Here is a 13454-nt window from a genome sequence, read left to right on the forward strand (position 1 = left end):
CCCCTTGAGGGGGAGATGCCCGGCAGGGCAGAGGGGGGTGCCCCTCGCCGCTTCAATCAAAACTGACCGGTAAGACGGAATGATGCGTGCTGAAACCCAAACCATAGACATCCCAGCGACTTCCAGCGGCGCGCCCATTCTGGAAATGCGCGGCATCAGCCAGATATTCCCGGGCGTCAAAGCGCTGGACGGTGTCGATATCGCGCTTTATCCCGGCAAGGTCACCGCGCTGATCGGCGAGAACGGTGCGGGAAAATCCACGCTCGTCAAAATCCTCACCGGCATCTACCGCCCGAACGAAGGCGAAATCCTTCTAGATGGCCAGCCCGTCCATTTTCACGGCGCGCAGGATGCCATCGATGCCGGCGTCACCGCCATTCATCAGGAAACCGTACTGTTCGACGAGCTTTCGGTGGGTGAAAACATCTTCCTCGGCCATGCGCCAAAAGGCCGTTTCGGCCTCATTGACTGGAAGACCATCAATGCGCGCGCCAAGGTGCTGCTGGAACAGCTCGAAAGCACCATTGATCCGTCCATTCGGCTGAAGGACCTTTCCATCGCGCAGCGCCACCTCGTGGCAATAGCGAGAGCACTTTCCGTCGAGGCGCGCATCGTCATCATGGACGAACCGACAGCCGCCCTTTCCCGCAAGGAAATCGATGATCTGTTCCGCATCGTCGAAAATCTGAAGCGGCAGGGCAAGGCGATCCTCTTCATCAGCCACAAGTTCGATGAGGTCTATGAGATCGCCGAAAACTACGCCGTCTTCCGGGACGGCAAGATGGTCGGCGCGGGCAATCTTGCCGTAACACCGCAGGACGAGATCGTACGTCTGATGGTTGGCCGCGACGTGACGAATGCCTTTCCGAAGCAGGCGGTCATGCTTGGCCCGACGGTTCTGTCGATCCGCAATTATTCTCACCAGACCGAGTTTCGCGATATTTCGCTCGATCTGCGAAAGGGCGAGATTCTCGGCCTCTACGGGCTGATCGGCGCCGGGCGATCGGAACTCTGCCAGTCGCTTTTCGGTATTACCCGCCCGGCCTCCGGACAGATTACGCTCAATGGCGAACCGATCGTCATCCGCTCACCGGAGGACGCGATCCGCGCCGGCATCGTTTATGTGCCCGAGGAGCGCGGACGCCATGGGCTGGCGCTGGAAATGCCGATTTACCAGAACATGTCGCTGCCCTCTCTCGCGCGCACCTCGCACAAGGGTTTTCTCGCCGCCGCCAATGAATTTGCGCTGGCGCGCAAATACGCCTCGCGTCTCGACCTGCGCGCCGCCGCTTTGTCCGTGCCCGTCGGCACGCTTTCGGGCGGCAACCAGCAGAAGGTGGTGATTGGCAAATGGCTCGCCACCCAGCCGAAGGTCATCATTCTCGATGAGCCCACCAAGGGCATCGATATCGGCTCCAAGGCCGCCGTGCACGGCTTCATCAGCGAGCTAGCAGCCGAAGGTCTCTCCATCATCATGATTTCATCCGAACTTCCCGAAATTCTCGGCATGTCCGACCGCGCCATCGTCATGCGCGAAGGCCTGATGGCGGGCCTGTTCGAACGCGCCGATTTTTCTCCGGAAAAGCTGGTGCGCGCCGCCACCGGCAACGCCTGAGAGGGGCAAAACCATGCAACGTTTTCTCAAGAATCGCGAATGGCTGCTGGCGGGCATCATCGTTATCATGATCGCTGGCTTTGCGCTGCGCGCGCCCGGTTTCGGCAGGCCCGCCAATCTGGTCAATATCTTCAACGATACCTCCATCCTCATCATTCTGGCGCTTGGCCAGATGGCGGTCATTCTCACCAAATCCATCGATCTTTCGGTTGCCGCCAACCTCGCCTTCACCGGCATGGCGGTGGCGATGACCAATGCCGCCTTTCCGGGCATCCCACTGCCGTTTCTCATCGCCATGGCGGTCGGCATCGGCGCGTTTTTAGGGTCGATCAACGGCATTCTTGTCTGGTGGCTCGGCATTCCGCCGATCGTCGTCACGCTCGGCACGCTCACCATCTATCGCGGCATGGCCTTCGTGCTTTCGGGCGGCGGCTGGGTGAATGCGCACCAGCTTTCGCCCACTTTCCTCAACGTGCCGCGCACGATGATCCTCGGCATGCCGGTTCTTTCCTGGGTCGCCATCCTCATCATCGCCGGCGCCTGGCTCGTGCTCAGCCGCACCTCCTTCGGCCGCTCGGCCTATGCCTCGGGCGGCAATCCGGGTGCCGCGGTCTATGCCGGTATCGATGTCGGCCGCACACGCTTTCTGGCTTTCGTTTTGTCCGGCGCGCTTGCTGGACTTGCGAGCTACCTCTGGGTTTCACGTTATGCCGTCGCCTATGTGGATATCGCCGCCGGTTTCGAACTGGACAGCGTGGCGGCAAATGTCATCGGCGGCATTTCCATTGCCGGCGGCATCGGCTCGGTGGCAGGTGCTGTGCTCGGCGCGCTGTTTCTCGGTGTGATCAAAAACGCCCTGCCCGTCATCGGCATCTCACCTTTCGCGCAGATGGCGATTTCCGGCGTAGTGATCGTGCTCGCCGTCGTCTTCAATGCCCGCGCCGAAGCTCGAAAAGGCCGCATCATCCTGCGCGACCGGGCGGCAAGCGACCAGGCCAAGGAGGCCGCAGCATGAGCACGAATTCTCAACCGGCTCAGAAGCCGCGCATCATTCCAGACAAGCTCGGCACGCCACTGCGCCGTCTCTTGGCCAGCTGGGAAGTGCTGCTGCTTGGCGTCGCGATCCTCATCTTCATCGCCAATTCGCTCGCCTCGCCCTATTTCCTCAATGCCTGGAACCTGTCCGACGCGACCTTCAACTTCACCGAAAAGGCGATCATCGCCTTTGCCATGGCGCTCCTGATCATCGCCGGAGAGATAGACCTCTCGGTCGCCGCCATCATCGCACTTGCCTCCACCGCAATGGGTGCGGCAGTGCAGATGGGAGTCGGCACGCCGGGCCTCGTCGCCATCGGCATCGGCACCGGCCTTCTCTGCGGGGCTTTCAACGGCTTTCTCGTCGCTGGCCTGAAGCTGCCATCCATCGTCGTCACCATCGGCACGATGAGCCTGTTTCGCGGCGTTTCCTACATGGTGCTGGGTGATCAGGCCTATGGCAAATATCCGGCGGATTTCGCCTATTTCGGTCAGGGTTACGTTTTCTCGGTCATCTCCTTCGAATTTGTGCTGTTCATCGCCATGGCCGTTCTCTTCGCCATTCTGCTGCACGCCACCAATTTTGGCCGGCAGGTCTATGTGATCGGCAACAACCCGTTTGCTGCCCGGTTTTCCGGTATTCCCGTCGAACGGGTGAAGTTCATCCTTTTCCTTCTGACCGGCCTGATGAGCGGCATCGCTGCCGTCTGCCTCACCTCGCGGCTCGGCTCCACCCGCCCCTCGATCGCTCAAGGCTGGGAGCTTGAAGTGGTGACCATGGTGGTTCTCGGTGGCGTTTCCATTCTCGGCGGCTCCGGCACCATTGCGGGCGTCGTCATCGCCGCCTTCGTCATGGGCCTCGTCACCTTCGGGCTGGGGCTTCTGAACGTGCCGGGTATCGTCATGTCGATCTTCGTCGGCCTGCTGCTGATCATCACCATCGCCATTCCAATCGTTGTACGCCGTCTGCGCGCCATGAGAAGCTGAGCCATGCCGGAATTCGAAAAACACGCCTTCAAGATGAAGCTCTTCGCCGGCAAGGAGGCAGAGTACAGACGGCGCCATGACGAGATATGGCCGGAACTGGTGGCGCTGCTGCACGAGGCGGGTGTGAGCGACTATTCCATCCATCTCGATCCGGAAACCAACATCCTGTTCGGCGTGCTGACGCGCCCGAAGAACCACGGCATGGCGGCATTACCCGAGCATCCCGTGATGAAGAAATGGTGGGCGCACATGGCTGACATCATGGAGAGCAATCCGGATAATTCGCCAATCGCGACGGACCTCGTGACGGTGTTCCATCTGCCATGACCGACATGACAAAGCCACGCCGCGTCGCGGTCATCGATATCGGCAAGACCAACGCCAAGGTCGTCGTCATCGACACCGGAAGTGGAGAAGAGATCACCGGCGACAGGCGTTCGAACCCTGTCCTTCGTGATGGTATCTATCCGCATTACGATGTGGAGATGCTCTGGAGTTTCATTCTCGCCTCTCTTCGACGGTTCGCCCAGGAGCCGGGTTTCGACACAATTTCCATCACCACCCATGGCGCGGCAGCGGCACTTCTCGACGGGAACGGCGATCTTGCCATGCCGGTGCTGGACTACGAGCACAGCTATCCCGTTGAGATACGCGAGGCCTATCTTGGCATCCGGCCCGACTTCTCCGAAACCGGCTCGCCATCGCTTCCCGCCGGGCTGAACCTTGGCGCGCAAATCCATTTCCAGAAAACCGCCTTTCCGCAGGAATTCGCGACGGTGCGCAGCATCGTCACTTACGCGCAATATTGGGCGGGGCGGTTGACCGGCATTCAGGCCACCGAAACGACCTCGCTTGGTTGCCACACCGACCTGTGGAACCCACGGCGAAAGGCGTTTTCGTCACTGGTCGAGCATCTGGGCATCGAGCAGTTGATGGCGCCCGTACGGTCGGCCTTCGATGTTCTGGGGCCAGTGCGTAAATCAGTGGCGCAGAAAACAGGTATGTCGCCGGAGATGCCGGTCTATTGCGGCATTCATGATTCCAACGCGTCGCTCCTGCCGCATCTGCTGCGTCGGGAGGGCGATTTTTCGGTCGTCTCCACCGGCACCTGGGTGGTGAATTTTGCCATCGGCGGCGCGGCGGATGCGCTCGATCCTGGCCGCGACACGCTGCTGAATGTCGATGCTTTCGGGCGTCCCGTTCCCTCGTCCCGCTTCATGGGCGGCAGGGAATATGAAATGCTGACGCAGCAATTCGGCCCCGCGTCTGACGAAGCTATCGAAGCGGCTCTCGGCAACGTGCTTGCCAAAGGCATGATGCTGTTGCCGAGCGTCGTTGGCGGCTCCGGCCCCTTCCCCCAAAAGACAGCGCGTTGGATTGCCGATGAAGATGCCACAGTCGCAGAGCGGCACGCGGCGGCGGCGCTTTATCTCGCTTTGATGACGGAATTCAGCCTATCGCTTATCGGGCGGAAAGGCTCGGTGCTGGTTGAAGGCCCATTTGCCAGCAACGTGCTTTACCTCAAGGCGCTGGCCGGTTTTGCCGATACGGACGTGATCGCCGTCGGCGGCTCCACCGGCACCAGCGCGGGCGCTGCACTCCTCACCGGCATCAAGCCGCTTGCCGGCCGGGAGCGTCATTTCGCTGCCGACGCCATTGCCGGGCTTGGTTCTTATCGCGAGGCTTGGAATGCGAAGCTCGGATGATGACATGAGGCGGAAATACCTCCGTCCCCCTGCCCCCCACACGCGACGTCATCCTCGGGCTTGACCCGAGGATCCATCGTCGCGCCGGGTTGTGGATCCTCGGGTCAAGCCCGAGGATGACGTCGAGTTTGGGGGTGGGTTTTGGACCAATCACGAAATGCGGCCTCATATCAGGCCGCATTCCCGTTTCGCCCAAAGATCAAGCCTTGATGAAGGCCAACAGATCGGCGTTCAGCACGTCGGCATTGATGGTCAGCATGCCGTGCGAGAAGCCGGGATAGGTCTTCAGCGTGCCGTTTTTCAAAAGCTTCACCGATTTCAGCGCGGAGTCGGCAATCGGCACGATCTGGTCGTCTTCGCCGTGCAGCACCAGTGTGGGTACGCTGATCGCCTTCAGGTCCTCAGTCTGGTCGGTTTCCGAGAAGGCCTTGATGCCGTCATAATGGGCCTTGGCGCCGCCCATCATGCCCTGACGCCACCAGTTCTGGATCACGCCTTCCTGGGCGGTCGCTCCATCTCGGTTGAAGCCGTAGAATGGGCCGGAGGGCACATCGCGGAAGAACTGCGCGCGGTTTGCGGCAAGCGACGAGCGGAAGCCGTCGAAGACCTCCATCGGCAGGCCTTCCGGATTGGCCTCGGTCTTCAGCATCAGCGGCGGCACGGCGGAAACCAGAACCGCCTTGGCGACGCGGCCAGCGGGCTCGCCATGTCTGGCAACGTAACGGGCAACTTCGCCGCCACCGGTGGAGTGGCCGATATGGACGGCATTCTTCAGATCGAGCGCCTCAACGACGGCAAAGGCGTCGGCGGCGTAGTGATCCATGTCGTGACCGTCAGCCACCTGGGCAGAGCGGCCGTGGCCACGGCGGTCATGGGCGACGACGCGATATCCTTTCGAGAGGAAAAACAGCATCTGCGCGTCCCAGTCGTCGGAACTCAGCGGCCAGCCGTGGTGAAACACGATGGGCTGAGCATCCTTCGGGCCCCAGTCCTTGTAGAAGATTTCGGTTCCGTCTGTCGTTTTCACAAAGCCCATGATCGTTCTCCTTCGGTTGCGTTTGCATCGTCCAGCGTCGTCTGCATTCTGAGCCGGTCTGATGGAGTGATGATGACGCAGGGGAGAGATTGCGACAATTGCAATAATAATTGCGATTGAATTGCCGTTTATGAAATTATCATGACGATCCGCAACCCACCTCAGGGCATACGCCGCCCTGCTCCCGCACATTCTCATTCCCGGGAAAGAACGAGATGATGCGCAGACGGTTCCGCGAATTCGCTGTGAACTTTTGGAGCTGTGAGGCGGCGGTCAATCCACGTCGGGATCGTATTCCCTCGGGCTGTCGTCCTTGGAGAACAACACGCAGGGACCGCGCGAGCCACGCGGATCATAGGCATATCCCTTGGCGGTCAGCGACCGCATGATGTCGCGGACGCCGGCGAGGCCATAAAGGTGATCGTGCAGTTCGACGAATATCCGCTCCACGCCAGCAAGTTCGGCCCTGCCGAGCAGATCGCGTTCCGCGCCCTCGATATCCATGACCAGTGCGGTGATGCCCCTGCTTGCAACAAATTCGTCGATATTCTCGGACGAAATTTCGATGCGTTTTTCATAGGGACCCTGATTTTCGTCCATCGACGACATCCAGAGATCCTTGCGGACATAAAACGAATAGGAGCGCGGCTCGTCGGCGGTAAGCAACCCCTGCGAAAACTCGACATTGCCGCGGCAATTGGCTTTTATCACCCGCTCCGCCAGCGCCGCCGTTGAGGGATTGGCCTCGAAGGCCCATACCGACACGTCCTTTATGCCGGCGATGATCGAGGTGATGATCCCGATACCGGACCCCAGTTCCAGCACACGGTCGCCCGGCTTGATGGCTTTCAGGACACTGCGGGCCTCTTTCGCCTCATAGCTGCCATCGGTCAACGCCTGCCAGATGACGGGCGACACCTCATGGGAAGAGAGGGGAAGAGCTACGCCATGCACGTCCATTATTTCCATGTCTCAAACCTTTTCGCAAAACCCGGTCGCTTCGCCAGAATGATCCCGTATCGACCGGGAATGCTCTACAACATCGGCACGCCAACCGGTATCGGTTTTCGCAAAGAGCGATGCATCTTCCTGAAATAGGACACGCCTTCGCCAACGCAGCCCGTTTTCAGACGGAGCTCCAGGCCACCAGCTCCTTGGCCGGCAACGGCCGGCTGATCAGATATCCCTGGACCTGATCGCATCCCAGACGTCTGACGCATTCATATTGCTCCTCCGTCTCGATGCCTTCGGCAATCGTGGTCATGCGCAGACTGCGGCCGACACCGACCACGAACTCAACGATCGCCAGCGCGTCTCGGTCGCTGGTGATATCGCGCAGAAAGGAGCGGTCGATCTTTATCTTGTCAAAGGGCACGCCGCGCAGATTGGCGAGAGAAGAATATCCGGTGCCGAAATCGTCCATGGCGATCTGGATGCCGACATCCTTCAGCCGCGTCAGCGTGTTGATCGTCTGGTCGCTCTTGTTGAGCAGGATGGATTCGGTGATCTCAAGCTCGAGCCGGCTTGGCTCCAGCCCGCTTTTTTCCAGCGCGCCCATCACGTTCTGGATGAGGTTGGTACTGTGAAACTGAACCGGCGAGAGATTGACCGCCACCTTCATGTCCTCGTCCCATCGCATCGCCTCGCGGCAGGCGGTTTCCATCACCCATTTTCCGAGCGAGTGGATAAGGCCCGTTCTTTCCGCGACGGGAATGAACACGCTGGGCGGCACATCGCCCCGCACCGGGTGTTTCCAGCGCAAGAGCGCCTCGAAGCCGCAGAGCTCGCGGGTCTGCGTCGCCACCTGCGGCTGGTAATAGACCTCCATCTCGTCGTTTTGCAGCGCGGTTTGCAGATCGGCCTCGAAGGATTTCTTCTCGGTCAGCTGCTTCTGCATGCGGACCTTGAAAACGCTCGCCCGGCCCGGGCCGATGGCCTTGGCCTCGTAAAGAGCCAGATCCGCGCGCTTGAACAATTCGTCCGCATCAACGGCGCCGTGCGAGATGGCAATACCGATGCAGGTACCGATTTTGACCTCCTGCTCGCCGAGCTGGTAGGTCCGGCTGATCTGGTCGATGAGCTTGGAGGCGAGACGGCGTGCCGCGTCCTCATTGAGATCATCGGAGACGACGGCGAATTCATCGCCGCCCAGGCGGCAGACCATATCGTAATCGCCGCTGATGCCTGAAAGGCGCTGCGCGACGGCCTGAAGCAGGGCATCGCCCGCATCATGACCGAGCGTGTCGTTGACGTCCTTGAAGCCGTCGAGATCGAGCAGAAGGATGGCCGTCGTGCCGCTGCCGCCGAAGGATCGTCGCAGCCGCTCGATCAGCTCCTGCCGGAACAGCGAGCGGTTGGGCAGACCCGTCAGCGCATCGTGATAGGCATCATGCTCCAGCCGGACATTCTTCGCCTGCAATTCCAGCGTGGCGGCGCGCAGGTCGTCCGTCAGGCCGCGCATGCTTTTTTGCGCGCGGTTCAAAAGATCGTTCTGCCGGAGCAGCAATATGACGAGCGCGATGCCGCACAGGATCAGGCCCCCGGCCAGCGCGGTATAGACGATATGCAGCTTGCGCACATCCTCATGGGCGGTATCGATCAGATTGACGTCATAGGCGACGGAAGACGAGGCGAGCGTCGTCATCGGTGCATCGAGCGCGCTCATCGCCGAAAGCATTGCCGGAACATCGGCGGGCTCCAGACGATTAACCCGCTGCTCCAGATCGGCCAGAACCGCATTGAGCTGCGTTACAAGGTCCCGCCACTGCTGCTTTTCATTGATGAAAGCCCCCAGATTGCCCTGCTTCAACAATTCAAGACGGCTCAGCATGATGTCCAGACGCAGCTGCAGTTCGTCCCGGTCAATCTTGCCGGGACTGAGCGCGAAAACCGCGAGCTTGTTCTGAAGCCGCAGATATTCCGCCACGGTCTGGCTGACCGCCCACGAATCGTTATAGCGGGCGAATTTCTGCAGAGCGGTCTGTCGCTCGGCAATGACGAAAGCGATATAGCCCGTTGCCAGGACGAAGCAACAGATGATCACCGCCACAAGTTTTCGCAAACGGCACCTTTATTCCACTATCAGTTTGGCAACTTGCCATGCAGACCGCGAATAATAAGTCTGCTTCTGCAGCTCCGGGTCGCTGTCATAGGGATAGATGACGAACAACGGGCCTTTTTCGCGAACTGTCATGTAATTGCCATCCAGTTTGATCGCGAGGATAACGTTGAATTTCTTAAAATCCTCAACCGGTATGGTGCTGACATAGTCGTTGAGCGCGACTGCCGTGACCGTGGTGCCTTTTGCGCCGACGATATCCATCAATTTCGCCAGCGAAACACCATCGAATCGGACGCGGCCATCGTGCCAGGGTGTTGTCGTCTCCACCGTCACCATGCCAAGCGCTTCCAGCATGTCGCGGTCGAATTGCGCGGCGCCCTCGGCGTTGGTGTTGGTGATGTTTCCGGATATGGTTAATATCGGCTTGCCTCGCGGCTTGGCGATCGTTCCGGCTTCGGCACAGGAAAGCCACACGAGTGACAAGAACGCACTGAGAAGTACCCGGGCGAAACTCATACTTTTTCTCCATCGATAACGTTCGGGTCGAGGGTTTTCGCCAACCTCAGAAGGTCAAGGGAACCGACGCCCGCAATATATATCAGGAATGGATGTTATATCCTCACTGAGATTTTATCCGTATTTTCTCTAGGTTTTGAGTAAACCCTTTGGATAATTTTTCCGTCTTATTGTACTTTTTCATGTTTCGCGCACTGTTATGACGCAAGCGGCAGCCCACTTTGCCTCCTCCCGTCAATCCGTCAGGCGCGACAAGGGCCGAATTGAGGCAGACACTTTCCCGCAAACGGACAGAAATGCGTGATTCGCACGCGGACCGGGCGAGGTCATGGCAATTTAGCATCGCATGCGTTGCAAACCGGAATGACCGAAAACAAGTTCCATGTCGCAGAAAAATCAGGGCGATTGCCGCAGCGGACGGTTGAAACATACCGCCCGGAACTTAATATAAAGACTGTCGTTTCTGTTTCCGGCAATTCCAGAAGCCTCTTTGCCGGGGATACCCAGACACCCGTTCCGCGCAGCGAAAGCCGCGATGCCGGATATCGTCCGGCCAGGAAATTCTGTTCACGTCTCCGGGCCAAACGGCAGCTCGCCGTATCGGCCGCATCATGAAGGTAGTTCCCATGCACACCTATCCCGACATCAAACTTCTCATTGATGGCGAATGGCGAGACGCCGTTTCCGGCAAGACGATCGCCGTGTCCGATCCGGCAACCGACGAGATCATCGGCGCAATCGCCCACGCCGAAAAGGAAGACCTCGATCTGGCGCTTGCTGCTGCCGAGCGCGGTTTCAAGGTGTGGCGCGACACCTCGCCCTTCGAGCGTTCGAAGATCATGCGCAGGGCGGCCGATATCCTGCGCGAGCGCAAGGACAAGATCGCCTATATTATGACCCGCGAACAGGGCAAGCCGCTGGCACAATCGGGCACCGAGGTCATGGGCGCCGCCGACACGATCGACTGGTTTGCCGAAGAAGCGCGCCGCACCTATGGCCAGGTCATTCCCGCGCGTGCGACCGGCGTTTCCCAGCTTGCCATCAAGCTGCCCGTCGGCCCCGTTGCAGCCTTCACGCCCTGGAACTTCCCGATCAACCAGATCGTCCGCAAGCTTTCAGCGGCGCTCGCCACCGGCTGCTCGATCATCGTCAAGGCGCCTGAGGAAACGCCGGCATCACCGGCCGAGCTCATCCGCGCCTTTGTGGATGCGGGCGTGCCAGCGGGCGTCATCGGTCTGGTTTACGGTGTTCCCTCCGAGATTTCGGAATATCTGATCCCGCATCCGGTCATCCGCAAGATTTCCTTCACCGGCTCCACGCCGATCGGCAAGCACCTCGCGGCGCTGGCCGGCAAGCACATGAAGCGCGCCACGATGGAACTCGGCGGCCATGCGCCGGTGATGATCTTCGATGACGCCGATATCGAAAAGGCAATCGAGGTGACGTCGCTCGCCAAGTTCCGCAACGCCGGCCAGGTCTGTGTCGCCCCCACCCGCTTCCTCGTGCAGGACGGCGTGGCGGACCGCTTCCTTGAAGGTTTCGTGGAAGCGACGAAGGCCATCAAGGTCGGCAACGGTATGGAAGACGGCGTCATCATGGGCCCGCTCGCCAATGAACGCCGCATCCCGGCGCTCGAAGGCCTCATCAGCGACGCCGTTTCCCATGGCGGCGAGCTGAAGACCGGCGGCCGCCGCATCGGCAACAAGGGCAACTTCTTCGAGCCGACAGTTCTCGCCAATGTGCCGACCACGGCAAAGATCATGAACGACGAGCCCTTCGGTCCCGTTGCCATCATCAACCGCTTCTCGACCTTCGATGACGCGGTCACCGAAGCAAACCGCCTGCCCTTCGGCCTTGCATCCTATGCCTTCACCGGCTCGGTCAAGACCGCGCATGCGCTCGGCCATCAGGTCGAGGCCGGCATGCTGACCATCAACCATAACGGCCTTGCCCTTCCCGAAGTCCCCTTCGGCGGCATCAAGGATTCCGGTTATGGCACGGAAGGCGGTTCGGAAGCGGTTCAGGCCTATCTGGAAACGAAATTCGTCAGCCAGATGAGTTGAAGGCCTTGGCTCCGGCTCTGGGTGGATGACAATATCCGCCCAACGCTTGAGTTTGGCGAAGCTGGAGTACCCATACTCCGTCACCCCGGACTCGATCCGGGGTCCAGTGCGATCAAGTCTTTGATTGGGAAAGAGTCGTTTCACGGCGCAGACGCGCCGTGGCTGGATGCCGGATCGGGTCCGGCATGACGGAGGAAAGTACGAATGCCTCCTCCTACGTCTGAGAATGGGGAAAATTTGCCCGTCTTCTCCTTGCCAACGCCCTCCCCCTGCTTGCCTCAAACCTCTTCTTCCCTTAAAAGAACAAAAAGTGAACTTTCGAGGGCAGACATGAGCGAGACAGCGGCACCGGCGCTGAAGGAAATCTTCAACCGTGAAAAACTGCAGCATATAGCCGATCAGACCAAAGCCGTTCATGCGCCTTTCGATGTCTCCGCCTTCATGTCGCTCGCCACGGAAAATCTCGAGGCTCTGGGCATCATGCAGCGCATGCGGCGGGTAGCGACGAGCCTGCACGCCACGCTTCCCGGTGACTACGCCCGCAATATCGACATTCTGACCGCCGCCGCCCCCGGCATCGGCAACGGTTTCGCGTCCATCTCGCTGCCAGAATATGTTGCGCTCTACGGGCTCGACGATTTCGATCTTTCCATGCAGGCGCTGCAATATTTCACCCGCTTCGGCTCGTCGGAATTCGCCATCCGCCATTTTCTGCAAAAGGATATCGCCCGCACCCTTGCGGTGATGGAAACCTGGTCGCGCCACGACAACGAGCATGTACGGCGACTGGCGAGCGAGGGCTGCCGGCCACGCCTGCCCTGGTCGTTCCAGCTCAAACCCCTCATCGATGATCCCTCCCCGGTCACGGCAATCCTCGATGCCATGAAAGCCGATGATTCGCTTTACGTGCGCAAATCCGTCGCCAATCATCTGAACGACATCACCAAGGACAATCCCGCTTTCGTGCTGACGCTCATCGACTCATGGCCTAAGGAGAACCCGCATACGCGCTGGATCGTGCGGCAGGCCCTGCGCACGCTGATCAAGAAGGGTGACGCCGCCGCACTCGCCCATCTCGGCGCGCATGAAGCAGCGCAGATCGCGCTGGAGACGTTTGAGGTTTCGCCTGACAAGGTTGCTCTCGGTAATCCGGTGCGGATTTCAGCCGCTTTCACCTCGACAGCGAAAGGCCCGCAGAAGCTGGTGATCGATTTTGCCGTCCATTACGTGAAGAAGAGCGGTGACGCCTCGGCGAAAGTCTTCAAATGGAAGGAGATCGAACTTCAGCCGGGCGAACCATGTGGGCTGTCGATAAGCCGCGCCATGCGCGATTTCACCACCCGCAAGCACTATGCGGGTGTCCACAAGGTTGATCTCCTGGTCAATGGCAGGCTTGTGGCCGAGGCCTCTTTCGAGCTTCTGATCTGAGACCGGC

Annotated in this window: 11 protein-coding genes; 7 read left to right on the forward strand and 4 right to left on the reverse strand. The window is 59.8% G+C overall.

Annotation, left to right across the window (positions count from 1 at the left end; translation table 11 throughout):
* The first annotated feature begins 79 nt into the window (after positions 1–79).
* From OK142_RS08340 to OK142_RS08360, 5 genes are read left to right on the forward strand one after another with little or no spacing between them, the layout of a single operon-like run.
* A complete protein-coding gene (locus OK142_RS08340) occupies positions 80–1615 on the forward strand; it encodes a sugar ABC transporter ATP-binding protein (protein ID WP_498682136.1) in 1536 nt (511 codons plus the stop codon).
* A gap of 13 nt (positions 1616–1628) precedes the next feature.
* Complete coding sequence (locus tag OK142_RS08345) at positions 1629–2630, forward strand: ABC transporter permease (RefSeq protein ID WP_444759764.1); 1002 nt, start codon at positions 1629–1631, stop codon at positions 2628–2630.
* The gene (locus tag OK142_RS08350) at positions 2627–3637 is read left to right on the forward strand and encodes an ABC transporter permease (RefSeq protein WP_498682138.1); all 1011 of its coding nucleotides are present in this window, start codon (positions 2627–2629) and stop codon (positions 3635–3637) included. The genes OK142_RS08345 and OK142_RS08350 overlap by 4 nt, the downstream gene beginning before the upstream one ends.
* A gap of 3 nt (positions 3638–3640) precedes the next feature.
* Entirely contained in the window at positions 3641–3964 is a 324-nt protein-coding gene (gene rhaM / locus OK142_RS08355; protein ID WP_003500281.1) for an L-rhamnose mutarotase, read from the forward strand.
* On the forward strand, positions 3961–5343 hold the full coding sequence (locus OK142_RS08360) for an FGGY-family carbohydrate kinase (protein ID WP_498682141.1): 1383 nt from the start codon (positions 3961–3963) through the stop codon (positions 5341–5343). Before rhaM ends, OK142_RS08360 begins: the two co-directional genes overlap by 4 nt.
* 199 nt (positions 5344–5542) lie before the next feature.
* Here the strand turns inward: OK142_RS08360 and OK142_RS08365 are convergent, their stop codons facing one another.
* The 4 genes from OK142_RS08365 to OK142_RS08380 form a co-directional block, all read right to left on the reverse strand.
* Positions 5543–6379 (reverse strand): alpha/beta fold hydrolase, encoded by an 837-nt coding sequence (locus OK142_RS08365; protein ID WP_082185610.1) that lies wholly within the window; start codon positions 6377–6379, stop codon positions 5543–5545.
* Positions 6380–6652: 273 nt separating this feature from the next.
* Positions 6653–7348, reverse strand: a complete 696-nt coding sequence (locus OK142_RS08370) for an FkbM family methyltransferase (protein WP_313610654.1) — start codon at positions 7346–7348, stop codon at positions 6653–6655.
* Positions 7349–7505: 157 nt separating this feature from the next.
* A complete protein-coding gene (locus OK142_RS08375; RefSeq protein ID WP_003500272.1) occupies positions 7506–9428 on the reverse strand; it encodes a putative bifunctional diguanylate cyclase/phosphodiesterase in 1923 nt (640 codons plus the stop codon).
* A gap of 21 nt (positions 9429–9449) precedes the next feature.
* Positions 9450–9956 (reverse strand): putative pterin-binding protein, encoded by a 507-nt coding sequence (locus OK142_RS08380; RefSeq protein WP_498682145.1) that lies wholly within the window; start codon positions 9954–9956, stop codon positions 9450–9452.
* Positions 9957–10582: 626 nt separating this feature from the next.
* Between OK142_RS08380 and OK142_RS08385 the strand changes: the two genes are divergently transcribed.
* The gene (locus tag OK142_RS08385) at positions 10583–12019 is read left to right on the forward strand and encodes an NAD-dependent succinate-semialdehyde dehydrogenase (RefSeq protein WP_035243597.1); all 1437 of its coding nucleotides are present in this window, start codon (positions 10583–10585) and stop codon (positions 12017–12019) included.
* 330 nt (positions 12020–12349) lie between these two features.
* Complete coding sequence (locus tag OK142_RS08390) at positions 12350–13447, forward strand: DNA alkylation repair protein (RefSeq protein ID WP_498682147.1); 1098 nt, start codon at positions 12350–12352, stop codon at positions 13445–13447.
* Positions 13448–13454: the final 7 nt, after the last annotated feature.

It is taken from the genome of Agrobacterium sp. BT-220-3 (genome assembly GCF_025910175.1).
GTDB lineage: Bacteria > Pseudomonadota > Alphaproteobacteria > Rhizobiales > Rhizobiaceae > Agrobacterium > Agrobacterium oryzihabitans.